The organism is Streptomyces sp. A1136, assembly GCF_004795055.1.
Classification (GTDB): Bacteria; Actinomycetota; Actinomycetes; order Streptomycetales; family Streptomycetaceae; genus Streptomyces.
This window is the reverse complement of the sequence record NZ_SSBJ01000003.1, coordinates 1-25,004: the sequence shown is the minus strand read 5'-3', so window position 1 is coordinate 25,004 and position 25,004 is coordinate 1. Positions and strand designations below refer to the sequence as shown.

The window sequence follows — 25,004 nt, the reverse complement described above, 5'->3', positions numbered from 1 at the left end:
GCGTACGGGGGCGGCGCGTCAGCGGGTGCCGACCACCGCGCGGACCGCCCTGCGGGCCATCCCGCAGTCGTCGTGCAACCGGCGCAACAGCAGCCGCTGTTCCTCGCCCGAGGACAAGGCGCCCGCGGGGGGCGACTGCACCGGGGTGGTCGCCTGCATCGAGCGCTGCACCGCCGTCTCGGCCATCCGGATCTCCCGGGTCAGGATCAACATCAGGTTCACCAGGAACGCGTCCCGGACCGCCGATCCCTGCTGCTGCGCGAGCCGGCTGATCTGGCCGCGCGCCGCCGGCGCGTCGCCCAGAACCGTCCACAGTGTCGCCAGGTCGTAGCCGGGCAGGTACCAGCCCGCGTGCTCCCAGTCGAGCATGACGGGTCCGGCCGGGGAGAGCAGCAGGTTCGACAGCAGGGCGTCACCGTGGTTGAACTGCCACGGGGTACCGGACAGCTTGAGGCCGTGCAGCAGCTTCTGGAGGTCACCGAAGTCGCGGTCGGTCAGCAGACCGAGCTGGTGGTCACGCGCGATCCGGCGCGTGTAGTCCAGCGGGTGCCCGAAGAGTTCGGCCGGCGGGCGCCACTGGTTCACCCGGCACACCGCCCCCAGCGCGGCCCGTACGTCGGCCCGCGGCGGAGCCTCCACCGGGTGCCGTTGCAGGGCCGCGACCCGGCCCGCCATCCGCTCGACGACCAGGACGCAGTTCTCCGGATCGGCGGCGATCAGCCGCGGCACCCGGACCGGCGGACGGTGCCGGACGAACGCCCGGTACGCAGCTATTTCGTGCCGGTACCGCTCGCGCCACTCGGGCGAGTGGTCCAGTAAAACCTTCGCGACGGCGGTCATCCGCCCGGTCGTCCCCACCAGGAGGACCGACCGGCCGCTGCGCCGCAGCACCTGGACGGGCGCGAACTCGGGACAGATCCGCTGCACCGAGGCGAGCGCCGCGCGCAGTTGGGCGCCCTGCGGCCCCGAGAGGTCGATTCTTCCGCTGAGCGGCTGGGCCCCGGTTCCCGGGATCCGCCGGGCCCGTACGGCGGCCTGCGCCGGGGCGGCCGGTCGGCCGGGTTCGAGGTAGGGGCCGCCGCCCGCCTGGAGCGTGCGGTGCGGCCGGACCGGGGCGGACACGGAGGACGTTGCTGCGTACATGGCGTTTACGGTTCCCTTCGTGCGCCGACGAGTTGCGTACGCCGCCCCGCCGGAACCCGTGCTTCACCCTGGGGAGTTCCGCCGGGGGCCGGGTCGGGGAGGCGCATTCCTACATGACACCCCGCCGTGGGTGGCACACCATCTGGCGGACCCTGGCGAACCCTGGCGAATAGTCGCTGGGCACCTGACGGCGGGCTACTGTCAACTCAGCCGAGAACCTGGGGGCTTGACGTGAGCAAAGGTCCAAACACCCGTCTGAACGACCTGTTCGGCCTGGCCGGCTGGTCCAAGGGCGAACTGGCGAGGATGGTCAACCGGCAGGCGGCCGCCATGGGCCACCACCAGCTGGCCACCGACACCTCGCGGGTGCGGCGCTGGATCGACATGGGGGAGACCCCGCGCGAACCGGTGCCCACGGTACTGGCAGCACTGTTCACCGAGCGGCTCGGTCGTGTCGTGACCATCGAGGACCTCGGGTTCGTACGGCAGCGGCGCACCGCGAAGCGGCAGCCGGACGGGGCGCAGGAGAACCCCGACGGAGTGCCCTGGGCGCCCGAACGCACAGCCGCGGTCCTCACCGAATTCACGGGAATGGACCTCATGCTCAACCGTCGCGGTCTGATGGGCGCCGGAGTCGCGCTCACCGCCGGCTCAGCCCTCAGCAACGCCATGTACGACTGGCTGCACACCGACCCCGCCACCGCCAAGGAGGCCGACCGCTTCGGCGGGGGCGCCCACCAGGGCGACCCCGCCGGCTACGACCGCTACGAGGCGGCCCCGATCGGCTCCCAGGAGATCGATGCCCTGGAGCGCTCCGTCGAGGTCTTCCGCGCCTGGGACGCTTCCAGGGGCGGCGGACTCCAGCGCAAGGCCGTCGTGGGCCAGCTCAACGAGGTGGGGGGGATGCTGGCCTACCACCACCCCGACCACCTCCAGCGCCGGCTGTGGGGGGTGGCCGCAAACCTGGCGGTCCTCGCCGGCTGGATGTCCCACGACGTCGGCCTGGAACCCACCGCGCAGAAGTACTTCGTGATCGCCGCACACGCCGCCCGCGAGGGCGGGGACCGACCCAGGGCCGGCGAGGCCCTGTCCCGGGCGGCCCGCCAGATGGTGCACCTGGGCAAGCCCAACGAGGCCCTGGACCTGATGAAGCTGGCGAAGTCCGGCTCCGGCGAGGAGACCCTGCCGCGCACCCGCGCCATGCTCCAGACCATCGAGGCCTGGGCGCAGGCCGCCATGGGCAAGGGCCAGGCCATGCGCCGCACCCTGGGAGAGGCGGAGGACCTGTTCGTCTCCGACAAGGGCGACGTACCGCCGCCCTCCTGGATGCAGCACTTCGACGAGGCGGACCTGCACGGGATGCAGGCCCTGGCCTTCCGGACGCTGGCCGACCACGACCCCACGGCCGCGCCGATCGCCCAGCGCCATGCCAAGGAAGCGCTGCGGCTGCGGGCCCAAGGGCACCAGCGCTCGCAGATCTTCGACTACATCTCCATGGCCTCGGCCTGCTTCATCGCCGACGACCCGGAGCAGGCCGACCGGTACGCCCGCCTCGCCCTGGTGTCGATGAACGAGACCTCCTCCCACCGGACGTGGGACCGGCTGCGCGAGATGTACCGCCTCACCGGCCAGTACTCCGGCTACGGGCGTATCGAGGACCTGCGCGAGGAGATCAAGCTGGCCCTGCCGGACACCCCGGCGGCGAGTACGGTCTGAGCGCCCACGGCCCCCGCGCCTCCCCACGGCACCCGCACGCGACCTCGTACGACGACACAGAGACACAGGGGGCACGACACGGCATACGCACTACGACACGGGAAAGGCCGCGCCCGGCGGCGCGGCCCCGAAGTCCGGTTCTCGTTCCTCGGCGGTGTCGCCGTTCCTCGGTGTTCCTCGGTTGTCCTCGGTGGTCAGAAGCCGATCCGGGCGACGAGCACGCAGGCGTCGTCCTCGCGCTCGTTGTCGCCGAACTCCTCCAGCACGATCCGTACGCAGTCCTGCGCCGAGCGCGCCGCCGAGAACCGCGGCGCGAGCGCGAGCAGCCGCTCGGTCCCGTCCGACCGGCTGAACTCGATGCTGCGCGGGGTCAGTCCGTCCGTGTGCAGGACCACCACGTCACCCGCCTCCAGCCGTTCCTCGGCCTGGCCGTACACCGCCCCGGAGGTAGCCCCCAGCAGTACGCCCTCCGGCGGCTGGAGCGAACGGCCCTGACCGCCGCGGAACAGCAACGGCGCGGGGTGGCCGGCCTGCGCCCAGGACAGCACGCGCAGGTCGGGGTCGTAACGACAGCACACCGCCGAGCCGAGCGCCGGCTGGACGGAGGTCTCCAGCAGTTGGTTGAGCCAGCCCATCAACGGGCCGGGTTCGATGCCGGCCATGGCCATCCCGCGCAGTGCGCCGAGCATCATCGCCATCCCGGAGGTGGCGGTCACCCCGTGGCCGGTCAGGTCACCGACCGTCAACAGCGATCGGCCGTCGGTGAGTTCGAGCGCGTCGTACCAGTCCCCGCCGATCAGGGCGCTGCTGGCGGAGGGCATGTAGTGCGCGGCCACGTCCAAGGCGCCGGTGCTGTCGTGCGGGAACCGCAGGGAGCCGCGCCACGGGGGGAGCACGGCTTCCTGCAGCTCGACCGCCAGCCGGTGCTCGGTCTGCGCGATCTCCCGGCGGCGCTGCAACGAGTCACGGGACTCGCGCACCGCGCGCTGGCTGCGGCGCAGCTCGCTCACGTCGCGCAGCACGGCCCACATGGACGCCGTGCAGCCGTCGGAGTCGAGTACCGGCTCGCCCCTCATGTGCAGTGTCCGGACCCGCCCGTCGGTCCGGACGATGCGGAACTCGCCGTCTATGGGCTTGCCGTCGACCAGGCAGTCGGTGACCATCGCCGTGAGCAGCGGCTGGTCCTCGGAGAACAGGGTCGACCCCAGCTCGTCCAGGGGCAGCGCGCCCGCCTCGGGGGACCGGCCGAAGATCTGGAAGAGCTCCTCGGACCAGGTCACCTCGTCCGTCAACAGGTTCCACTCGGCGCTGCCGACCCGGGTCTGCCGGTCCTCGACCGTGGTCTCGGGTTCTGCCCGCGACGGCAGGGCGGACTGCTCGGGCGCGGGCGGCAGGCCCTCCTTGAGCTGGCCGAGGTGCTGCCCCAAGTCGTCGAGGTGGTGGACGGCCAGGTCGCACAAGGCGCGCTGCCAGCGGCCCTGGGCGTCGTCGTCGTCCACGACGGTGTCTCGGCGCACGGCGTCCACTTCGCCCCGCAGGCGTCGGGTCTGCGAGATCAGGGCGTCCACCGACCCGGGCTCGGGCGGCTGCGCGTGACGGTCCGCGAAGAGATGGGACGGCATGAGAACTCCGATACAGGCGCGGCACGGCCATGAAGGAAGGACCGGTAACGACTGTTGCACAGGCCGGGACGGCCTGTAAGGCGTTTGGCAACATCCGCTACGTGGTTGCTCAAGGCATATGCCGTAGGCCTTCGGGGCCTCCTGCGTGTGTACGAATGTTTCAGGTCACGCCCCCGCGCGGGGCCTACACCTCCAGCGGCACCGGGTGGATCTCGTGCGCCGGGTGCCCGCTCCGCTCGTGGATGCGCTTGACCGCCTCGGCGTCGGGCGCCTCGGACAGGCAATACACCGTGCCCGATTCGGGGTCGGCCCAGGCCTGCTTGAAGTGCACGCCTTCCTGCGCCTCGATCGCCAGGTCCGCCCGGTGGGCCTCCGCCAGCTGCTCGGCGGTGATGCCCTTCATGCCGGTGTGGACGTCCATGAACATGGCCATCGCTCCACACCTCCTCGCTGTCGCGGTCGGGTCGGGGTACTGCATCTCCCATCGTCCACCCACGGCCGGAAAACCGCTGTCCGGCCGGGCGGAATCGAGCGCGCGGGCGAGGGCCGCGAGCCCTCCGGGCGCTCCGAGTGCTCCGGAGCGCCGGTCGTCACCCCGCTGCGGGACCCCTCGAACGGAGGACCCCGCTCCGCGGGGTCTCCTTCACTCCGTCCGGTGACCGCGACGCCACGCACCGGTAACAGGTCGGAGCGGCGCGGAGGCCCGGGGCCGCGATCGACGGAGCGGCAGGACCCGTCCCGGCGGCTGCCCCGGGAAGACGCGAGCGGACCGGCCCCGGCACCTCCCCCGTGTTACCCCGTCGGCGCCGGAGCCCGTCCGCTCCGGAACAACGTAGGCGCCGCGCGGCGGGACCGCAGGATGCGCCCCGCACAGTGAGCGGGCGAGACGGGTATCACAGCGCACAGTGTGCGGTGCCTGGTTGAATGCGGCGGCGCGACGACCGCGCCGAAGGGAACCCCCATGTCGTCAGATCCCGCCACGCCGGACCCCCTCGGCCCGTCCCGGTCCGCCGACATCCGCGCGCTGCACCGGCTCGCCCATGTCGGCGGCTCGGCCGCGCTGTTGCGATGGCTGACCACCCGACTGGGCGGCTGGGCCGGGGTGGTGGACGTCGCGGGAGGAGACGGCCCGCGGGAATCCGGGACGCCGCACGTCGCCGTCCGGGCCGCCGCCGAGATGGCCGCCCGGAGCGCCGGTTCCGCCGTGCTGCACGACGACGGCTCGGCCGCCCTGCTGTTCGCGCTGGACGAGCGGCGCGCGTTGGCCGCCGTGCTGGACCTGCCCCATCACCCCGGCGCACCCGCACTGCTCGCGGACGCCGCCGTCCCGCTGGCCCTGGTCCTGGCAGCCGAGGAGGCCCGGGTGCGCGAAGAGCGGGCACGGCTCGCCGAGTCGCGGGCCCGTGAGGCCGTGCTGCACCTCCTGATGAACGGCCGGATCTCCACCGCCCGCCAGGTCGCGGCCACCTTGAGTCCCGTCCTGCCCGAGCCGGTGCGGATCTACGTCGTCGAGTGTCGGTCCGGCGAGCGGCCCGCCGCGGCCGCCGTGTGCGAGCGGCTCACCGGCGGCCGGGCCTGGACCGTCCACTGTCCCGTGTACGTACGGCACCTCATCGTGCTGGTCCCCGCGGACCTCGCCGCCGATCAGGGCGGGAGCGACCACTTGGCCGGGGCGCTGGTGGAACTGGCGCGGGACTGTGTGGTCGGGGTGAGCGCGCAGGCCCACCTGCGGCAGCTGCCCACCGCCTACGGGCAGGCCTTCCACGCCTTGGCCGTCGCCCGCGGCCGTGCCGCCCGGCACGCCCGCTTCGGCCCCGGCCCCGAGCTGGAACTGGCCGCCCACGACGCGGCCGCCGGCTGGGCCGAGGCCCTGCTCGCGCCCCTGCACGGCTACGCGCCCCGGCGCCCCCAGGACCCCGGCCCGCAGGAACTGCGGGCCACCGCCCACGCCTGGCTCGACTTCGCCTCGTACGCCACCCGGCTACTGAAGATCCACCGGAACACCCTGGCCACCCGGATCAGGCTCGTGGAGTCCGTGCTCGGTCTGGACCTCGCCCGCCTGGCCGATCAGTCGGCCCTCTCGCTGGCCCTGCGCCTGATCCCGGCCGGCGGCCGCCGGCCGGGCCTCCCCGCCGCCGAGGGCCCCACCGATCTGGACGGCGTCCTGCGCCACCCGGACCTGGTGACCTGGTCCCGCGCCCATCTGGGGCCGCTGACCGGGCCCGGCGCCCCGGCTGGCGCGTGGGAGACCGTCCGTACCTGGCTGCGGCACGACGCGCGGCTGGCCCCGGCGGCCGAGGCCCTCGGCCTCTCGCTGCCCGGCGCCCGCAAACGCCTGACCCGGGTCGAGGAGCTGATGGAACGCTCGCTGCTGCGGTCGCCGAGCGCCCGCTACGACCTGTGGCTGGCCCACCGGGCGGAGGAACTGGACCGCGGGTCCGATCGGGGACACAGCGCCGATGGGAGAAGGAATGCGCGGAATATGGATGATCATGCGTGAATGAGGCGTATCAATGCGAAACGCGTGCTGGTCGGTGAACCCCTCGACACCGCGCGGCTGGGCGAGACTCTGCTCCCGAAGCGGCTCGCCCTGCCGATCTTCTGCAGCGACCCGCTCTCCTCGGTGGCCTACGCCACCGAGGAGATCCTGCTGACCCTCGCCCTCGGCGGTGTCGCCCTCCTCCACCTCGCGTGGTACGCGGCCGCCGCCATCGTCTTCCTGCTGGTCGTGGTCGTCGCCTCCTACCGCCAGACCTGCCACGCCTACCCCGGCGGCGGAGGCGCGTACGTCGTCAGCTCGGAGAACCTCGGCCAGACCGCGGCGCTGACCGCGGCCAGTGCGCTGCTGGTCGACTACGTGCTGACCGTGGCCGTCTCCGTCGTCTCCGGCGTCGCAGCCATCACCTCGGCCATCCCCTCGCTCGCCGACCACCAAGTCGCCCTCTCCGTCGCCTTCGTGGTGCTGCTCACCGTGATGAACCTGCGCGGCGTACGGGAGTCCGGACGGGTCTTCGCCGTCCCGACGTACGGCTTCGTCCTCGTCATCTACCTCATGTTCGCGGTGGCCGCGTTCCGGTTGGGGACCGGCGACACCATCCGGGCCGAGTCCGCCCACCTCCCGATCACGGCCGACGGTACCTACACCGGGCTCGCCCTGGTGTTCCTCGCGATGCGTGCCTTCGCCTCCGGCTGTACGGCACTGACCGGCGTCGAGGCCATCAGCAACGGCGTGCCCGCCTTCCGCGAACCCAAGAGCCGCAACGCCGCCAACACGCTGGCCGCGATGGGAGCCCTGGCGGTGACCATGTTCATGGGCATCACCGTCCTCGCCATGCTCTACGAGGTGCACGTCGCCGCCGATCCCACCGAGCTCGGCCTGCCCCCGGGAACACCGATGTCCACCGCCCTCGCCCAGATCGGCCGGGCCACCTTCGGGGGCTGGCACGCGCTCTTCTACCTGCTCCAAGCGGTCACCGCCGGCGTACTCGTCCTCGCCGCCAACACGGCGTTCAACGGGTTCCCGATGCTCGCCTCCATCCTCGCCCGGGACCGGTACGCGCCGCGCCAGCTGTCCAACCGGGGTGACCGGCTCGTCTACTCCAACGGCATCATGCTGCTCGCCGTCGCCGCGATCGCCCTGATCGTCGCCTTCGACGCACAACTGACCCGGCTCATCCAGCTCTACATCATCGGCGTCTTCGTCTCCTTCACCCTCTCCCAGGCCGGCATGGTCCGGCACTGGAGGCGCGAGCTGGCCTCGTCGGCCACCGCGCGCGGGGAACGCGTCCACATCCACCGCCGGCTCGCCATCAACGCGATCGGCGCCACCCTGACCGCACTGGTCCTGGTCATCGTCCTCGTCACCAAGTTCACCCACGGCGCCTGGCTCGTCTGCATCGCCATGCCCGTGTTGTTCCTCGGCATGAAGGGGGTCCGCCGGCACTACGACGCCATCACGGCACAAGTCGCCGTCCCGGCCGGGGCCCACCCCCGCATGCCCGCCCGGCATCACGTCCTGGTGCTGGTCTCCTCCGTGCACGCCCCGACCCTGAAGGCGCTCGGCTACGCCCAGGCCCTGCGTCCCGACACCCTGACGGCGGTCTCCGTGGCCGCGGACGAGGACGACATGAGACGGCTGCGGGAGGCCTGGGCGGACCACGCCCCCGGGATCGGCCTGAAGGTGCTGCACTCGCCCTACCGTGAGGTGGTGGGCCCCGTGATGTCCCACATCCAGGAGTTGGCGGCCTCCGAGGGCGCGGACGTGCTGTCGGTCGTCATCCCGGAGTACGTGGTGGGCCACTGGTGGGAGCAGCCCCTGCACAACCAGAACGCGCTGCGGCTCAAGGCGAGGCTGCTGTTCACCCCGGGCGTCGCGGTGATCGACGTGCCCTACCTGCTGGAGTCGGCCACCCCGGAACGGACCGACGGGGCGGGCCCGGGGCAGACCGACGGGGCCCGGCCGGGGCGGTAGCTCAGCCGGCGGCGTGTTGGAGCACCGCCGCGTGCGCGAGCGCCAGTTCCACCACCTGCGCCGGATCGGAGAGCGACCGACCGGTGAGCCGCTCCAGCCGGCGCAGCCGGTTCGAGACGGTGTTGCGGTGGCAGTACAGGCGCTGCGCGGCGTACGTGGTGGACCCCCGGCAGGCCAGCCAGGTCCCCAGGGTCGCCAGCAGTACCCGGCGGTCCTCCGGCGGCAGCGCCAGCACGGGGCCCAGCACCACATGGCGCAGGCGCCCCGCGAGTTCGGTGTCCCCGGCGACCAACGCCGCCGGAAGCCGCTCGTCCAGCAGGGCGGCGCCGGGAGCCGCGCCGGCGGGCGGGACGGTACTCAGGGCCAGCTCCGCCAGCCTGCGGGCGCCGGCCAGTTCGCCGGGGGACCCCACCACCGGGCTGACCCCGGCCCGCGCTCCGGGCGGCGCGAGCAGGTCCCGTACGGACTCCAGCGGATGGTGGCCCAGCTCCAGCAGGCCGCGCTCGCCGTCGGCCCGCACCCGCCACCACACGCGCGGGCCGTCGGCCGGGACCGGCGCCGGGCCGGCCGGAGCTCCACCGGGCCCGAACGCGATCACGGCGAACCGGCCCCGCTCCGGGAGCCCCAGGCGGGCGGCGGCGTCCGCGGCCCCGGAGGCGGTCCCCGTACCGTCGAGCAAAGCGTCGAGCAGGGCGGCCCCGCGCTCCCGGTCGCGGTCGCCGCGCGCGGCGTCCACCCGCCGGTACGCCTCGGAGGCGGCGTCCGACATCCGGTCCACCGCCTCCCACAGCGCGGTCGCCCCCGACAGGAGTCGCGGCAGCGAAGCCCGGTCGTGCGCGGTCACCGCTTCGGTCAGCACCTGCCACAGCAACCGCCCGGCCTGCCGGTACCCGCGCAACAGGGAGTCCAGCGGAAGGCCCCGCTCCGCCGCGAGCGCCCCCTCGGCCCCGGCCGCGCGGACCTCGTCCGGGTCCGGCGGCAGCCCCCGGGACACCCGTACCAAGGACGTGACGGTCCGCTCCAGCACACGGTGGTGCCGCTCGCGCAGCTCCGCCCGCGCGAGCGGCGCGGCGTACGCGGGATCGTCGGCCGGCGTGCGATCGGTGAGCCGCTCGGCCGCCACGGCGATCCGGCGGCCCAGGTCCTCGCGTATCTCCTCGATGATCCGCTCCATGACGGGCAGCGTGACACGGGCGAGGGGGCGCTGGGGAGGCCCGGGAGCCGCCCGCGCTCGTCGAAGTGCCCGGCCGACGGCGTGACAGCGTGCGGGTTCGGGGCGGCCCCACCCCGCGGCCGACGGCATGCGTCCCGATGTAAAGGATGTGCAATTTACCTTTTGGGCGGATAATTCCTCTACGGGCCCGGCCCCGGTCGAGGCCGAAGTGCTCCCTCAAGACCGCGCAGCACAGTGGCATGGAAGGTGACGAGGATGGCGGCAGGCAAGAAGGTCAAGAACGTGGGGAAGAAGAGCAAGGGCAAGATGAAGGAGGCCACCGGTCGGGTCGTCGGGAACGAGAGCCTGGAGGCCAAGGGTGCTCGCGAGCAGATGGCGGGCGACGCGAAGCAGACCGCCCAGAAGGCCAAGGACACCTTGAAGCACTGACGGCCTGGAAGCACCTCGAAGCACTGACGCGGGCATCGCCCGGGCCCGCCCCGGGCCACCCGGAAGGGCCGGCCTCGGCCGGCCCTTCCGTCATGCCGCCGGGCTACCGACGCGCACGCCGGCGCGGAGGGCGCACCGGCTCGTCCTCGTCCTCGGGTTCCTCGTCCTCGGCTTCCTCGTCGTCCGGCTCGGCCTGCTCGTCCTCCCCTTCCTCGGGTTCCTCGTCCTCGTACTCGTAGTCCTCTTGGTCCTCTTGTCCGTCCTCGTACTCGTCGGCGGCCTCGCCGTCGTCCTCCTCCTCTTCGCCTTCCTCGTCCTCCTCCTCCGGTTCGTCGTCCTCCCCGCTCTCCTCGTATCCGTCCTCCTCGTCGCCTTCCTCGCCTTCTTCGCCCTCCTCCTCGCCTTCCTGTTCCTCTTCTTCCAGAGCCTCTTCGTGGGTGCGGACCACCTCGCCGTCGCGGATCTCGCCGCGCCAACCCTCCGGCTCGTCCGTGGTGAGCGAGACGTGACGCAGGAAGTGCTTGAGGTCCAACCGCAGGCGGCGGCCTTGGGCGCGCCAGATGTTGCCGGTCTTCTCGAAGAGTCCGGAGGGGTAGTACTCGACCACCGCGACGATCCGGGTCAGTGACGGCGCGAGTTCGTGGAAGCTGACACAGCCGCGGGTGGTTCCCTTGGCGCCTTCGGAGGTCCACACGATCCGCTCGTCGGGCACCTGTTCCTGGACGGTCGCCTTGTAGGAACGGGTGGAGGGGCCGACCTTCACCTTCCAGTCGCTGGTGGTGTCGTCGTTGCGGGAGACGTCGCGCACTCCCTTGGCGAAGCTGCTGAAGTTCTCGTACTGCGTCCAGTGGTCGTACACGGTGCGCAGGGGCAGGCCGACGTCGAGGAACTCGACGATGTTGATGACCTTGCCGCCGCCCTTGCGGCCCTTCTTGCCCTTGCCGCCGAAGAGCTGGGAGGCGGCCCCGGTCACCTTGTCCTTGAGGTTGCCCAGACCCTGCCCCGCCATGGCCTTCAGGGGCGAGTCACCCTGAAGCATGCGTCCCCCGATGCCGGCGACGTCGGACAGCTTTCCGCTGCCGTCGGCCACGTCCTGGAGCTGGTCGGTCACGTCCCCCAGCTTGTCGGACGCCTTGTCCGCCAGCTGCTGGGCCTGCGCGCCCAGGAACGAGGGCAGCGCCTCCAGAAGCTGATCGAGCCCTGATTTCGATTCCTGCGCGCCGGCGCGGTCTGACTGTGCCATGACCTACCTCCGCGTGGACGGCTTGCGCCCTGCCGACTTCTTGGCCGCGGTCTTCTTCGCGGCCGTCTTGCGGGCCGGTGTGCGCGCTGCCGTCTTCTTCGCGGCAGTCTTGCGGGCCGGTGCGGGCGCCGCGGCCTTCTTGGCCGTGGCCTTGCGGGCGGGCGTACGGGCCGCGCTCTTCTTGGCCGGTGCCGACTTGGCCGGCGCGCTCTTGGCCGTCTTCTTGGCCGTCTTCTTGGCGGCGGTCTTGGACGGAGCGCTCTTCTTGGCGGCCGGGGGACGTCCCGGGCTCTTCTTTGCGCCGGTCTTCCTCGCCGGGGCCGCCGACTGCGAGCCACGTCCGGATGCCTTCCGCGCAGGGGCCTCAGAGGCGGCGGCGCGGGACCCTGTCGGAGGGCGGCCACGCCTGCGGGGCGGGGGTGCCGGCTCGGGCTCTTCTTCCTCCTCCTCCTCCTCCTCCTCGGGCTCGTAGTCCTCCTCGTCCTCGGCCTCGTCCTCGGCCTCCTCGGGCTCCTCCGCGTCCTGTTCCTCCTCCTCGCCTTCCTCTTCCCCTTCTTCCTCCTCGTCCTCCGCTTCCGGTTCCGTGTAGCCCTCCTCCTCGTCCTCGTACTCGTCCTCGTAAGGCTCCTCTTCCTCCTCGCCCTCCTCCGCGTTGCCGAGTTCGAGGGTGCGCTGTTGCAGCGATTCGGCAAGGTCGGCGAGCTTGCGGTTGGCCGCGGCTCCCAGGGCCTTCTTGCCCGCTTCCAGGGCCTCCCCCCGCAGCTGGTCGCCGAGCTCGGCGAACTGCGGCATCTCCTTGAGCTTCGTCAGGCCCTGGGTCATGAGCTGGCCCGGTTCGAGGCCGAAGCGCCGGCCGGCGAGATAGGTCGCCGCCGTGAAGGCGAGGCGGCCCTTTTTTGTGCGTCCCAGTACGTAGCCCCCGGCCACGGCGGCCGCGAGGGCGATTTTGGTCGTGTCCTCCATGAGCTGCTGTCCCTTCACCGGGGCGCTCGGCGGTTGTCACGCCGCTCGGGAAGCGGTCCGGACCGCGGAGGCGCGGCTCCGCGCGCAATGCCGGCCGGTGGACCACTCGCGCGGACGGCCTCCGTGCCACCTCTACCCCAAATAGGGTGATCTGTGCCTATATGATGACATTGTAGTTTCGGCAAGCACGGTTCCCCCACCGGAGTGACCCATGGCCGCCGCAGAACCGGCACGTCCGCGTCGAGTCCGGCCCCGCCCCGTCGAGGACGGCGAGGAGGAGCGGGAACGACCGCCTCCGCGCCGCCGCCCTCCCGCGGGACGTCGGCCCGGGGTTCCGGACGCGGCGACGGCGATGCGATCGGCAGCCGGGCAACTGGCCCAACTCATCGGCAGGACACCGGACTCCGTCTCCTCGCTCAAACCGACGGAAGACGGCTGGCAGGCACAGGTCGAGGTGCTGGAACTGGAGCGCGTACCCGACACGACCAGCGTGATGGCCAGCTACGCGGTCGCCCTCGACAGCGAAGGCCGACTGGTCTCCTACGAACGGACCCGCCGTTACACCCGAGGCATGATCGACCGGCCGACCTGAAGGCAGGCCGCCCGGGAAAGGAGGCGCCATGACCATGGTGCCGCAGAGCGGTGGCAGCATGAGCAGGGGCGGAAGCGGCTCGGGCAACCTCTACGACGTCCTGGAACTCATCCTCGACCGCGGCCTGGTCATCGATGTCTTCATCCGCGTCTCGCTGGTGGGCATCGAGCTCATCAAAATCGACATACGGATCGTGGTGGCCAGCGTCGACACGTACCTGCGCTTCGCCGAGGCCTGCAACCGGCTCGACCTCGAAGCGGGCCGCAAGGCGCCCGCCCAGCTGCCCGAGGTCGTGGGGACCATGATGGAAGGCGGCGCCCGCGGCAAGTCGAAGGGTGCGCTGAGCGGGGCCGTCGAGGCGGTCACCGACTCCCTCGGCGGCCGTTCCGGCAGGGCGGAGGAACCGGACGAGGAAGGCGAGGAAGAAGAGGCCGCGCCCAGGCGGCGGCGTCCCGCCCGGCGGCCTGTGCGCCGGGAGAAGGAGTGACCGATGACGCTCTACGTGTACGCGATCACCGGCGAGGGCCACCCCCACCGCCTCGACGGGCTCACCGGCGTCGGCTCCCGCCCCACACCCGTGCGCACCGTGACCGTCGGGCCCCTGTCCGCCGTGGTGAGCGAGGTCTCCGAGGACATCAGACCCAAACGCAGGGACCTGCAGACCCACCAGGAGGTACAGGAGCGGCTCATGGCCGACGCGGTGATCCTGCCCCTGCAATTCGGTTACCTCGCCCCGGACGACCGGGCCGTCAGACAGGTCCTTGAGGAGAACGCCGCCGCGTACCTGGCCGCTCTCGGGCGACTCGAAGGCCGCGCCGAATACCACGTGAGGGCGACCCGGCAGGACGAGGACGCCCTGCTGCGCCGAATCCTGCACGACTCGCCCGAAGCGAGGGCGCTGAACGAGCGGATGCGCGCGGGCGAAAGCGACCCACAGCTGCCCCTCGCCCTCGGCGAACTGGTCGCAGGGGAGGTGCGGGGACGCGATGAGGCGCTGGCCGCGTCGCTTGCCGGGGAACTGCTTCCCTACGCCCGTGAACACGTCACGCGCCCACCGGCGAGTCCCGACTTCCTCAACCTGTCGGTGCTTGTCGACGGCGAGGACGAGGACGACTTCCTGGCGGCCCACGCCCGCCTCGTCAAAGACCTCGAAGAGGGCGTGGAACTCCGCCTCAACGGGCCCCTGCCGCCCTACAGCTTCGTGGGCTGATCCGGCTTCGCGGGCCCACCGGGCGGCCCCGAGGAAACCTCCGGAGGGAGGCTGCGAGACATGGGACTGCTGACCTACCTGTTCACCCTTCCCACCGCGCCGGTGCGCGCCGTCGTCTGGGCCGCTCAGCGCGTCTTGGACGAGGCGGAGGAGGAGTACTACGACCCGGCCCCGGTGTGGCGGGAGCTCGCCGACCTGGAGCGGCGCCTGCTGAGCGGCGAGATCGACCAGGACGCCTTCGACCGCCGGGAGGACGAACTGCTCGACAGGCTCGACGAGATCGCGGAATTCCGGGCACGACCGTGATGGGGAAGCGAGGCCGCCATCGTGTCTGAGCCACTACCCGGCCGACTCGGCTCCGTTCCGTCGCGGGCCGCCCCCATGCCGTACGGGCAGAGCACGTCCAGCCTCGCCGACATCCTGGAGAGAGTGCTCGACAAGGGCATCGTCATCGCCGGCGACATCCGCATCAACCTGCTGGACATCGAGCTGCTGACCATCAAGCTCAGGATTCTGGTGGCCTCCGTGGACAAGGCCAAGGAGATGGGCATCGACTGGTGGGAACACGATCCCTCCCTCTCCTCCCGGCACACCGGCAGCCCACTGGAGCAGGAGAACCGCCGCCTGCGGGCCGAAATCGAAACCCTGCGCAGTGAACGGCCCGACGGTCGTCGCACCCCACCCCGCACCACCGGCGAGGAACCCGGAAGCGACGAGGGCGGCCCCACCACACGGGGGCGGCGGTGATGGACACGGCCGAGGAGACCCTGACCTACGTCTACGCCGTGGCGCCCGTCACGGAACACCTCGAAGACACGGCGGCCGGCCTGCGGGGCATCTACGGCTCACCCGTCCTCTTCCTCACGGCGCCGCCACCCGCCGGCCCCGGCGACCCACCGGCGCCCCTGGTGTTCGCCGCCGGCCACGTCCCACGAGGCGATTTCGACGAAAGCGCGTTGAAGAACCATTTCGAGGACCTGGAGTGGCTTGAGGGCGTCGCCCGCGCGCACCACGACGTCGTACAGGCACTGTCCGTCCACACCACCGTCCTGCCCCTGCGGATGGCCACCGTCTACGAGGACGACGAGCGCGCCCGCCAAGCCCTGTCCGAGCAGTACCGGACGTTCGCCGAACGGCTGGAGCGGCTCGGCGGCCACACCGAGTTCGGAGTGAAGCTCTACCTCGCCCCCACCCCGGACCCGGCCGGTGGCGAGGCCGACGCCGGCGCGGGGGCCGGTGGCGCCACCAGCCCGGGCAAGGCCTACCTGCGGCGCCGCAGGGCGCAGCACAACGCGGTGGAGGTCATGTACGGGCAGGCCCGGACGGCCGCCGCCCTGGTCGAAGCCGTGGCCTTCGACTACGCGTCGCAGCGCGTTCGTCACCCGACGCAGAGCGGTGAGCTGGCCGGGTCGGCGCAGAACGTCCTGAACGACGCCTACCTCGTACCCGACGCGTGTGCGGGGCAGTTCAAAGCCGCCGTCGAGGACGCCGTGAGCACCTTCGGCGGTGTCCGCGTCGAAGTGACCGGACCCTGGGCGCCCTACTCCTTCGCCATGCCGCCGGTCGAGCGACGGGACCCGCCCCCCGCTGACGACGGCCAGGACGAGGGCCAGGACGAGGGCCAGGACGAGCCCGAGCACGCCGAGGGCGGGGAGCACGGCCCATGAGCCTCGCGCCGCACGACGAAGCCCTGCCCGGGCGGCAGGTGGCGTTGGTCGACCTCCTCGACCGGCTGCTCAGCGGCGGGGTGGTCATCACCGGGGACATCGTCCTGTCCATCGCCGACATCGACCTCGTCCGCATCTCGCTACGCGCCCTGATCGTGTCCGTCGGCTCGGAGACGACGCCTCCTCCCACGCGGGCGCGGGAGGGCTACCGCGATGGGTGAGGAACGTCCCGCCCGGCGCCCGGACCCCTCCCGGTCACCCGACCCCGACCTCCAAGAGGTGGGTGACACGATGTCGCACGCGTTCCGGCTCCTCCAGGCACCCCCCACGCCCCACGACGGTCCCCCGACGGCCGCCCACCGCATGTACACCGACCGGGACAGCGTCGGGGAGGACCTCCTCAAGCTCGTGCTCACCCTGGTGGAACTCCTGCGGCAGCTCATCGAACGCCAGGCGTTGCGGCGTGTGGACGCGGGAGACCTCACGGACGAGCAGGAGGAGGAGCTGGGGGCCACGCTCCTCGCCCTCCACGACCGCCTCTCCGACCTGTGCGCCGAGCACGGCTACGCCCTCGAAGACCTCAACCTCGACCTCGGCCCGCTCGGCCCGCTCCTTCCGCCCCGGACCTGAACCGAGGCCGGGGACGCCGGTGACCTGTTCCGGCCCGGCGCCGGGCGGCGGTTGATCTTATGCTCAGGTTTACGCGGGTCGGCTGGTTTTGCGGCCGGTGAGGCACTTTGATGGGTTTGCCGGCCTCGTAAGCGAGCAGGGGGACCCAGTATGGGCACCGACCACATCCACAAGGACAGCGCACCCACCCTGATCGGTTCCGTGCAGCGGGCGCTGCGCCTCGTGGAGGCGATGCACGCGGAGGGCGGTGCGACGGCCAAGCGGCTCTCGCGGATCACCGGCATCCCGCTGCCGACCGTCTACCACCTGCTGCGCACCCTCAGCCACGAGGGGTATGTCCGGCGCGAGGGCGGGGCGTTCCGGCTCGCGGACCACTTGCCGCTCGCTTCCTGACGCGACCGACTCGGCGTGACCGGCTCGACAAGAGCGTCTCGATCGGGTGGTGTTGACCGAGCCGTGTTCGACGGACCGTGTTCGATCAGCTGCCCGTTCAGGCTGGTGTCCGTTCAGGCTGTGTTTGATCAAAAGCAGGCACGATCCAGCCAAGCCGGCACGTGCGACCGTGCATGTTCCAGCGGAAAATGCCAGAACGCCTTTTCGCTCTGTGGAAGTTGAGTAAGTTCCCTCCTGTCGCGCCGAACGACCGTGCACCCAGCACGTCCAGCCGGGAGGGGAGCCCGCGTGCCCGGGATCGACGAATGTCTGCTCGAAGCCATGGCCCTGCCCGGTGCGCGGGGCGCCGCGCTGGTGGACTGGAGCAGCGGACTGGCCCTCGGCACCGCGGGGGACTCGCCGGTCGGCGACCACGAGACCACCGCCGCCGAGACGGCCGAACTGGCCCGCGCGGCCGCCGAGTACGAGTCCTTCGCCCCGGCGGAACCGGCGGCCGGGGCCCAGGCGGGACCGGGGCCGGGCGCCGCCGGGCCGCCCGTGGAGGATCTGATCGTCACCACCCGCACCGGCTACCACGTCCTGCGCTTCGTCGAGACCAGCTTCGACAGCAGCGTCTTCCTCCACCTCTGGCTCGACCGCGCCGACGGCAATCTGGCCCTCGCCCGACACAGGCTCCGCGCCCTCGCCGAGGGGTTGGTGCTCAGATGACCGCCGCGCCGTCGACAGCCCCGACCGCGGGGACCGCCGTCTCCCCCCTGCTCACCCGCCTAGCGGCCGAGCGCGCCACCGGCGCCCTGCTGCGCGATCGGGGCACCCTGTTCCTGGAGCACGGCCGGGTCGTCCACGCCGAGAGCCCCTCGACGCCCGGTCTCGGCGTCCTCCTCACCACCGGCGGCGGCCTCGCCCCCGAACGCTGGAACGAGGCCGTCAACCAGGCCGGTGCCCGCCGCCAGGTCGCGCGGTTCCTCGTCGACAGCGGTGGTCTGGCGGGCGGGGAACTGGAGATCTGCCACCTCGCCGCCATCTTCGACGCCGCCTTCTTCGCCCTCTCGCCGGGCAGCGGTCCCTCCCGGTTCCGGCGCGGGGCCACCCACTGGATCGGCTCGGTGCGGTCGGTCCCCGCGGCCGCCGTCGAACGCGAGACCTGCCGGCGCCGGGAACTGTTGGACGCGGTGTGGCCCTACCCCCGGCTGGACACCGCCCCCGTCGTGCCCCGCCCGGCCGCCCCCGGCCAGACGATCACCGCCCGCCAGCGCCTCCTGCTCCGGCAGGCCGACGGCGTACGCACCCCCGCCGACCTGGCATGGGCCTTGGGCCGCCCCGCCTTCCACACGTTGCTCGACATCCGCAGGCTGGCGGCCGCCGGCCTGGTCGAGACCCCCCACGAGCCCGCCCCGGCACCGGTCGCCGGGGCATCCCTGCCCGACTGGATGACCCAGACCCAATCCCCGGACGTGGCGCTGCTCCGCCGGTTACGCGACGCACTGGAGGCAAGCCTGTGAGGCTCCCGCTGCGACCGGTCCTGCGCGCCGACCGCTCCGAGCGCAGGCAGCCCGAAAGGAGGCCGGCCGACATGAACACGGTCATGGTGACCGCCGAGACCGAAGCCGAGATACGCGCGGAGCTCCGACGGCTGCGCGCCCGCGTTCCGCAGCTCACCGGCGCGCTCGCCGCGAGCACGGACGGTCTCGTGCTGGCCCACGACAGCGCCGCCGCCGAGGCGGAATCCGTCGCCGCCCTGACCGCGGCGGCCCTCGGCGTGGCCCAGCGGCTCAGCGACTGCACCGGCCAGGGCGGCTTCCGGGAACTGCTGGTCCGCGGCGAGCACGGCTACGTCGCCACCTACGCCGCGGGGGAGACGGCCGTCCTCACCCTGATCGCCGAGCCGCGCGTCAACGTGGGCCGGCTCCATCTGGAGGCCCGCCGCTCGACCCTGCGCATCACCGAACTCGTCGAGTACGCCCTGGGCCGGCGCGGAGGCCCGCTGACCCCGCCCATGCCGACCGAGGCGCCCTCGCCCTGAGTTCCGTACGCGTACGACCACCCCGCATCGACGTCCCGGCACAGCCACCCAGTCACTCCCACAGGGAAAGCAGAAAGAGGAACCATTCATGGCCAATGTGGAGACAGCCCTCAAGGAAGCCACCACCACGATCGACGGAGCGCTCGGCGCCGCGCTGGTCGACTACGGCAGCGGCATGGCGCTCGGCACCGTGGGCGGGGGCAAGGACCTCGACCTGGCGATCGCCGCGGCCGGCAACACCGACGTGGTGCGTGCCAAGGTGCGGACGATGGAGATGCTCGGCCTCAACGACGAGATCGAGGACATCCTGATCACCCTGGGCAGCCAGTACCACCTCATCCGACTGATGAGGGCCCGGGCCGGCGGCGGATTCTTCCTCTACCTCGCACTCGACCGGGGACGGGCCAACCTCGCGATGGCGCGGCACCAGCTCAAGAAGATCGAGAACGAGCTGGAGATCTGAGGAGGGCCCGCGAGGGCCGCGACGGCGCGGTGGCGGGCGGTTGAATTCTTTGCCGTCCGCCCGGCGACCAGGGCTGATATGTCCGAGATGGGCGGAATTTATCATCCCGTTACCGAGTAAGATGCTCTAATCGGTTGATCATCAACAAAGCAAAAAGCTGGAGAACCTGTCACCCATGCCCCCGCGCCTGAGCATCGTCGTACCGGTCTACAACGTCGAGCTCTACCTCGACGAGTGCCTGGAGTCCATCGCCGCCCAGACCTTCGATGACTTCGAGGTCATCCTCGTCGACGACGGGTCCACCGACGCCAGCGCCGCGATAGGCGAGGCCTTCGCCGCGCGGGACGGCAGGTTCCGACTGGTCCGCCAGAAGAACGCCGGACTGGGCGCCGCCCGCAACGCCGGCGCCCGTCACATATCCGAAGGAAGCGAGTACCTCGCCTTCGTCGACAGTGACGACACCATGCCGACGAACGCCTACCAGCTGCTGATCGACGCCCTCGACGAGACGGGCTCCGACTTCGCCGGCGGCAACGTCAAGCGCTTCCGCTCCGTCGGCATGCAGCAGTCCTGGGGACACCGGGCCCCCTTCGCCACGACGCGGCTGAAGACCCACATCTCCAAGTTCGCGCCGCTGGTCACCGACCGCACCGCATGGAACAAGGTCTACCGGCGCACCTTCTGGGACGAGCACGGCTTCCAGTACCCGGAAGGCATCCTCTACGAGGACGCGCCCGTCAGCATCCCGGCCCACTACTTCGCCACCAGCGTCGACGTGATCAGCGACTGCGTCTACCACTGGCGGGTGCGCGAGACCGGCGAGCGCTCCATCACCCAGCGCTCCACCGACCCGGTCTCGGTCATCGACCGTGTCACCTCCATCCGTATGGTCCGCGACGCGCTCAAGGCCAAGCAGGGTGAGAAGTACGCCCGCTACCTGCGCGAGTACGACCACAACGTGCTCAGCGAAGAGCTGCCGCTCATCTACAAGTACGTCGGGGAGGGCGGCGCCGACTTCCGGGCGGCCTTCGTCAAGGAGGTCGGCGGGCTCATCCGGGAGATCGGCCCCGGGCCCTGGTCCGACCTCACCGTCGCCGACCGGCTCAAGGCGTACCTCGCCCGGGAGGGCCGGGTCGAGGAGTTCATCGCCCTCAACAAGCACCAGAGCGACTACTCCTACAGCGTGCCGGTCAAGGGCCTCGCCCGCCCGCAGGCCGACTACCCCTTCCTCACCGCCCCCGTTCCCCCCAAGCTGCTCACGCTCGGCCCGCGCGAGCGCCGTGTGGTCAGCCGGCTGGAACAGGCCGCCTGGAGCGACGGCAAGCTGCTCCTGCGCGGCTACGCGCTGCCCGGTCACCTGGGCGCCGAGAGCCGGCTGGGCTCCCGCAAGATGTTGGTCTTCCGCGAGCAGGGCAAGCGCCGCCGCAGCGTCGTCACGGCCCGTACCGTCGCCTCGCCGATGGCCACCGTCCACGAGCCGCACCTCGCGCTGAGGCACGCGGACTGGGCCGGATTCACCGCCGTCGTCGACCCCACGGTCTTCCAGAGCGGCGGTACGTGGAACGACGGGACGTGGACCACCTCCATCGCCGTCACCGGCGCCGGCGGCCTGCACCGCGCCCGCCTCCGGGGCGGCGACCACGACAGCGGCCACAACCCGCCGTCCTACTGGGCGACCCCCGACGTCCGGATCGTCCCGACCGTCGCCGGCTCCCTGACGATCAAGGTCGAGGTCGTCCGCGCGCGGGCACTGGACGTACTCCCCGCCGCGGACGGCGCCGTCGAGGTGTCCGGCGAGCTGTCCACCGAGATCGGCCGGGGCGCCACCCTGCGGGCGACGCACGTCGGCAGCGACAACACCCTGACCGTCCCGCTGGACACGGCCGAGGCCGCCGCCAACGGCCGCGTTCCCTTTACCGCCGTCCTGCGCCTGGCCGAGCTGGCGGACGTACCACTGCCCGGACCCGGCGAGTGGGGCCCCCAGGCCTGGAACCTGGCCGTCGTCCGCGCCGACGGCACCGAGCACCCCCTGGTCCTCGACGAGCGGGGCGGGTTCACCGGACTCGTCGTCCCGGTGCCCGACGACGCCACCGAGCGCGCCGTGTTCGCCAAGCGCGGGACCTCGGGCCACCTCGTCCTGTCGGTCCAGGCCTCGCCGCCCCTCGTGGACACCGTCACGTCCAAGAACGGCACGCTCACCCTCGCGGGCAGCTTCCACGCCCCCGGCGACGCCGCCGACGAGTCGTACGAGCTGGTCCTGCACAACCACCACGGCACGGAGTTCAGCTACCCCGTCACCCGGGACGGCGACCGCTTCGAGGCCTCCTTCGAACCGGTCCTGCCCGAGGCGTACGCGGGGCGCACCACCCTCCCGCACGGCCGCTGGTGGCCCACCCTGCGCCCGGTGAGCCAGGGCGGCACCACCGCGAGCCTGCTCGGCGTCGACCGCGGCGCGCCGCTCCAGCTCCTGCCGCCGGTCCTGTTCTCCGGACCGCACCACGTCACCACCGACGGCCGCCGCATGCGCGTCGAGGCCCGTCTGTACGACCGGCTGGTGCTCGTCAGCGACCCGCTGATCAGCCCGCACGACCGCTCGCGGTACGCCCAGCGCGTGGCCCGCGACATCACGTACCCGGCCCAGTCGGCCCTGCCCGTCAAGGACATGGTCGTGTACGAGACCTTCCAGGGGAACGGCGCCGGCGACTCGCCGCGCGCCATCCACGAGGAGCTGGTGCGGCGCGGCGAGAAGCTGGACCACGTCTGGCTGGTCCGCGACGGTCGGGCCGAGGTCCCCTCGACCGCCCGCGCCGTCCAGTACGACAGCCTGGAGGCCTGGGACGTCCTGGCCCGGGCCCGGTACTACGTCGTCAACGACAGCGTGCCGAGCCACTTCCGCCGCCGCCCGGGCCAGACCGTCGTCCAGACCTGGCACGGAACGCCGTTGAAGCAGATCGGCCACGACTACCTGCACGACTACTACACGAGCCCCGAGGCGCTCGACGCGCTGCGGCACGACGCCGCCCAGTGGTCGCTGCTCGCCTCCCCGAGCTCGTACGCCACCTCGGTCCTCAAGCGCGCCCTCGGCTACGACGGCGAGATCATCGAGTCCGGCAGCCCGCGCACCGACGCCCTCGTCCGCCCGGACGAGCAGAGAGTCGCCGAGGTCCGCAGGCGGCTCGGCCTGCCCGAGGGCAAGAAGGTCGTCCTCTACCTGCCGACCTGGCGGGAGAACCGCGAAGGCTGGTCGAACGGCTACAAGCTGGACCTGCAGATCGACCTGGACGCCGCCCGCAGCGCGCTCGGCGAGGACCACGTCCTGCTGATCCGCGGCCACCACAAGGTGAACGAGCAGGTCCGCGAGGGCTCCCGGGACGGCTTCGTGGTCGACGTGTCGCGCTGGCCCGACACCACGGACCTGCTGCTCGTCGCCGACGTCCTGATCTCGGACTACTCGTCCGCGATCTTCGACTTCGCCCTGACCGACCGGCCGATCCTGCTCTTCACCTACGACCTGGAGCACTACCGCGACACCCTGCGCGGCTTCACCTTCGACCTGGAGAAGAAGGCCCCCGGGCCGCTCATCGCCGACTCCGCGAGCCTGATCGAGGCCGTGCGGAACGCGGACGCGGTCGCCGCCGAGCACGCCGGGGCGCGAGCGGCGTTCCGCGCCGAGTTCTGCGACCTGGACGACGGCCACGCGGCCGAGCGCGTCGTCGAGCGGATGCTCGCCATGTAGCGCGGACGAGTGAAACGAACAGGGGACACAGACCGGTCCCCGGCCCACCGATGAATTGTGGGCCGGGGACCGGTCTGTATGTGCAGGACGGCATCCGGCCCTCGGGGCCGTCCCGCGCACGCACTCTGGAGGCAGCGATGAGCAGCAGCACCGGCTTCACCACGTGTCTGTGGTTCGACGGCGACGCGGAGGCCGCCGCCGACTACTACCTGTCCGTCTTCAAGGACGGCAAGCGCGGACGCACCGCCTACTACAACGAGGCGGGGCCCGGCCCCGTCGGTGAGGTGCTGATCGCCGAGTTCGAGATCAACGGGCAGAAGTTCGTCGGCCTCAACGGCGGCCCGCAGTTCCCCTTCACCGAGGCCATCTCCTTCCAGATCCACTGCGCCGACGAGCCGGAGGCGGACTACTACTACGACGCCCTGACGAAGGACGGCGGCGAGGAATCGGCCTGTGGCTGGGTCAAGGACAAGTTCGGGGTGTCCTGGCAGGTGGTCCCCCCGGGCGCCATCGACCTGATCGCCGACCCGGACCCGGGACGGGCCGCCCGCGCGACCGCCGCCATGATGACGATGAAGAAGCTGGACGTGGCGCGGATGCGCCGGGCCGCCGACGCCGCCGACGGCACGGACTGACCGGGCCCCCGGGACCGGTCGGGAGCCGCCCGGGCGGGCGGCGGGCGGCGGACCGGTCCCCGCTCAGGCGCCGATCCGGGCCAGCAGCGCGGGCAGGGCCGTCCCGATCGGCTCGCGGATCACCTCGTCCGCCAGCGGATCGTAGGGCGTCTCCTCGGCGTTGACGATGACGAGACGCGCCCCCGCCTCGGCGGCCATCCCGGCCAGCGAGGCGGCGGGCTGCACCTGGAGCGTCGACCCGACGGCGACGAACACCTGACACGCCTTGGCCACCGCCATGGCCTGCCCGAGCACCACGGGGTCCAGCCGCTCGCCGAACATCACCGTCGCCGCTTTGAGGATCCCGCCGCAGGCGAGGCAGGCCGGGTCCGGCTCCCCGGCGGCGACCCGGGCCAGCGCCTCGTCCATCCCCGACCGGGCGTGGCACGCGGTGCACACCACCGACCGCGCCGAGCCGTGCAGCTCGAAGACCTTGCGCGCGGGCACCCCGGCGAGCTGGTGCAGACCGTCCACGTTCTGCGTGATCACCCGCACCGGGGTCCCGCCGCGCTCCAGCTCCGCCACCGCGAGGTGCGCGGCGTTGGGCCGGGCCCCGAGCGCGCCGATCTCGGCCCGCATCAGCCAGGAGCGGCGCCGGATCTCCGGATCGGCCATGTAGAAGGAGTAGGTGACGAGCTTCTCGGCATCGGGCTCGCGCCGCCACAACCCCTGCGGCCCCCGATAATCCGGAATCCCGGAATCGGTGGACATCCCGGCCCCACTGAACACTGCGACGAGCGGTTTCCCCATGGGTCGACCCTACGCAGCCGGCCCCGAGGGCCGCGACCGTGTTTCGCCCGCGCCCGCGCCCGCGCCCGCGCCCGCGCCCGCGCCCGCGCCCCGGCCGGGCGGGGC

Annotated in this window: 25 protein-coding genes and 1 pseudogene; 19 read left to right on the top strand and 7 right to left on the bottom strand. The window is 72.0% G+C overall.

Annotated features, from left to right (window positions below; translation table 11 throughout):
• Positions 1-18: 18 nt before the first annotated feature.
• Positions 19-1,143 (bottom strand): aminoglycoside phosphotransferase family protein, encoded by a 1,125-nt coding sequence (locus tag E6R62_RS03480; RefSeq protein WP_136211230.1) that lies wholly within the window; start codon positions 1,141-1,143, stop codon positions 19-21.
• A 231-nt stretch (positions 1,144-1,374) separates the two neighbouring features.
• Between E6R62_RS03480 and E6R62_RS03475 the strand changes: the two genes are divergently transcribed.
• Positions 1,375-2,859 carry a hypothetical protein gene (locus E6R62_RS03475; protein ID WP_136211229.1) on the top strand — a complete coding sequence of 495 codons (1,485 nt, stop codon included), beginning with the start codon at positions 1,375-1,377 and terminating at the stop codon, positions 2,857-2,859.
• 194 nt (positions 2,860-3,053) lie between these two features.
• Here the strand turns inward: E6R62_RS03475 and E6R62_RS03470 are convergent, their stop codons facing one another.
• Together E6R62_RS03470 and E6R62_RS03465 are read right to left on the bottom strand one after the other, a co-directional pair.
• Positions 3,054-4,481, bottom strand: coding sequence for a PP2C family protein-serine/threonine phosphatase (locus tag E6R62_RS03470; protein ID WP_136211227.1), 1,428 nt, complete (start codon positions 4,479-4,481; stop codon positions 3,054-3,056).
• 184 nt (positions 4,482-4,665) lie between these two features.
• On the bottom strand, positions 4,666-4,914 hold the full coding sequence (locus E6R62_RS03465) for an SCO4226 family nickel-binding protein (RefSeq protein WP_136211225.1): 249 nt from the start codon (positions 4,912-4,914) through the stop codon (positions 4,666-4,668).
• Positions 4,915-5,442: 528 nt separating this feature from the next.
• Between E6R62_RS03465 and E6R62_RS03460 the strand changes: the two genes are divergently transcribed.
• Both E6R62_RS03460 and E6R62_RS03455 read left to right on the top strand, forming a co-directional pair.
• The gene (locus E6R62_RS03460; protein ID WP_136211223.1) at positions 5,443-6,981 is read left to right on the top strand and encodes a helix-turn-helix domain-containing protein; all 1,539 of its coding nucleotides are present in this window, start codon (positions 5,443-5,445) and stop codon (positions 6,979-6,981) included.
• On the top strand, positions 6,982-8,952 hold the full coding sequence (locus E6R62_RS03455) for an APC family permease (RefSeq protein ID WP_136211221.1): 1,971 nt from the start codon (positions 6,982-6,984) through the stop codon (positions 8,950-8,952).
• A 1-nt stretch (position 8,953) separates the two neighbouring features.
• On the opposite strand, the gene E6R62_RS03450 is transcribed toward E6R62_RS03455, so the two are convergent.
• Entirely contained in the window at positions 8,954-10,126 is a 1,173-nt protein-coding gene (locus tag E6R62_RS03450) for a CdaR family transcriptional regulator (RefSeq protein WP_168713949.1), read from the bottom strand.
• A gap of 255 nt (positions 10,127-10,381) precedes the next feature.
• Between E6R62_RS03450 and E6R62_RS03445 the strand changes: the two genes are divergently transcribed.
• Entirely contained in the window at positions 10,382-10,555 is a 174-nt protein-coding gene (locus E6R62_RS03445; protein ID WP_136211217.1) for a CsbD family protein, read from the top strand.
• A 103-nt stretch (positions 10,556-10,658) separates the two neighbouring features.
• On the opposite strand, the gene E6R62_RS03440 is transcribed toward E6R62_RS03445, so the two are convergent.
• Both E6R62_RS03440 and E6R62_RS39340 read right to left on the bottom strand, forming a co-directional pair.
• The gene (locus E6R62_RS03440; protein ID WP_136211215.1) at positions 10,659-11,798 is read right to left on the bottom strand and encodes an SRPBCC family protein; all 1,140 of its coding nucleotides are present in this window, start codon (positions 11,796-11,798) and stop codon (positions 10,659-10,661) included.
• A 3-nt stretch (positions 11,799-11,801) separates the two neighbouring features.
• Positions 11,802-12,761 (bottom strand): histone protein, encoded by a 960-nt coding sequence (locus E6R62_RS39340; protein WP_168713948.1) that lies wholly within the window; start codon positions 12,759-12,761, stop codon positions 11,802-11,804.
• 211 nt (positions 12,762-12,972) lie between these two features.
• Between E6R62_RS39340 and E6R62_RS03430 the strand changes: the two genes are divergently transcribed.
• The 15 genes and pseudogenes from E6R62_RS03430 (at position 12,973) to E6R62_RS03360 (ending at position 24,110) form a co-directional block, all read left to right on the top strand.
• Positions 12,973-13,353, top strand: coding sequence for a gas vesicle protein (locus tag E6R62_RS03430; RefSeq protein WP_136211213.1), 381 nt, complete (start codon positions 12,973-12,975; stop codon positions 13,351-13,353).
• Between the two features lie 28 nt (positions 13,354-13,381).
• On the top strand, positions 13,382-13,840 hold the full coding sequence (gvpJ, locus tag E6R62_RS03425) for a gas vesicle protein GvpJ (RefSeq protein ID WP_136211211.1): 459 nt from the start codon (positions 13,382-13,384) through the stop codon (positions 13,838-13,840).
• Between the two features lie 3 nt (positions 13,841-13,843).
• Positions 13,844-14,563 carry a GvpL/GvpF family gas vesicle protein gene (locus E6R62_RS03420; RefSeq protein ID WP_136211209.1) on the top strand — a complete coding sequence of 240 codons (720 nt, stop codon included), beginning with the start codon at positions 13,844-13,846 and terminating at the stop codon, positions 14,561-14,563.
• A gap of 60 nt (positions 14,564-14,623) precedes the next feature.
• Positions 14,624-14,869: a gas vesicle protein GvpG gene (locus E6R62_RS03415; RefSeq protein ID WP_136211207.1), complete on the top strand. Its 246-nt coding sequence runs from the start codon at positions 14,624-14,626 to the stop codon at positions 14,867-14,869.
• Positions 14,870-14,890: 21 nt separating this feature from the next.
• Positions 14,891-15,310 (top strand): gas vesicle protein, encoded by a 420-nt coding sequence (locus tag E6R62_RS03410; protein ID WP_240801453.1) that lies wholly within the window; start codon positions 14,891-14,893, stop codon positions 15,308-15,310.
• Positions 15,310-16,230 carry a GvpL/GvpF family gas vesicle protein gene (locus E6R62_RS03405; protein ID WP_136211205.1) on the top strand — a complete coding sequence of 307 codons (921 nt, stop codon included), beginning with the start codon at positions 15,310-15,312 and terminating at the stop codon, positions 16,228-16,230. Before E6R62_RS03410 ends, E6R62_RS03405 begins: the two co-directional genes overlap by 1 nt.
• Positions 16,227-16,451, top strand: coding sequence for a gas vesicle protein (locus E6R62_RS03400; protein ID WP_136211203.1), 225 nt, complete (start codon positions 16,227-16,229; stop codon positions 16,449-16,451). Before E6R62_RS03405 ends, E6R62_RS03400 begins: the two co-directional genes overlap by 4 nt.
• Positions 16,444-16,860: a gas vesicle protein K gene (locus tag E6R62_RS03395; RefSeq protein ID WP_136211201.1), complete on the top strand. Its 417-nt coding sequence runs from the start codon at positions 16,444-16,446 to the stop codon at positions 16,858-16,860. The genes E6R62_RS03400 and E6R62_RS03395 overlap by 8 nt, the downstream gene beginning before the upstream one ends.
• Before the next feature lie 150 nt (positions 16,861-17,010).
• A pseudogene (locus E6R62_RS03390) lies at positions 17,011-17,205 on the top strand (helix-turn-helix domain-containing protein); the annotation flags it as partial.
• Positions 17,206-17,541: 336 nt separating this feature from the next.
• Positions 17,542-17,961, top strand: a complete 420-nt coding sequence (locus E6R62_RS03385) for a hypothetical protein (protein ID WP_136211197.1) — start codon at positions 17,542-17,544, stop codon at positions 17,959-17,961.
• Positions 17,958-18,755, top strand: coding sequence for a transcriptional regulator (locus tag E6R62_RS03380; protein WP_136211195.1), 798 nt, complete (start codon positions 17,958-17,960; stop codon positions 18,753-18,755). The genes E6R62_RS03385 and E6R62_RS03380 overlap by 4 nt, the downstream gene beginning before the upstream one ends.
• Positions 18,756-18,826: 71 nt before the next feature.
• The gene (locus tag E6R62_RS03375) at positions 18,827-19,276 is read left to right on the top strand and encodes a roadblock/LC7 domain-containing protein (RefSeq protein ID WP_240801452.1); all 450 of its coding nucleotides are present in this window, start codon (positions 18,827-18,829) and stop codon (positions 19,274-19,276) included.
• An 88-nt stretch (positions 19,277-19,364) separates the two neighbouring features.
• The gene (locus tag E6R62_RS03370) at positions 19,365-19,739 is read left to right on the top strand and encodes a hypothetical protein (protein ID WP_136211193.1); all 375 of its coding nucleotides are present in this window, start codon (positions 19,365-19,367) and stop codon (positions 19,737-19,739) included.
• A 175-nt stretch (positions 19,740-19,914) separates the two neighbouring features.
• Positions 19,915-23,475, top strand: a complete 3,561-nt coding sequence (locus E6R62_RS03365; RefSeq protein WP_136211191.1) for a bifunctional glycosyltransferase family 2 protein/CDP-glycerol:glycerophosphate glycerophosphotransferase — start codon at positions 19,915-19,917, stop codon at positions 23,473-23,475.
• Positions 23,476-23,612: 137 nt separating this feature from the next.
• Positions 23,613-24,110: a VOC family protein gene (locus tag E6R62_RS03360; RefSeq protein ID WP_136211189.1), complete on the top strand. Its 498-nt coding sequence runs from the start codon at positions 23,613-23,615 to the stop codon at positions 24,108-24,110.
• Positions 24,111-24,173: 63 nt separating this feature from the next.
• Here E6R62_RS03360 and E6R62_RS03355 read toward each other — a convergent pair whose 3' ends face one another.
• Complete coding sequence (locus E6R62_RS03355; RefSeq protein WP_136211187.1) at positions 24,174-24,899, bottom strand: Sir2 family NAD-dependent protein deacetylase; 726 nt, start codon at positions 24,897-24,899, stop codon at positions 24,174-24,176.
• Positions 24,900-25,004 lie beyond the last annotated feature (105 nt).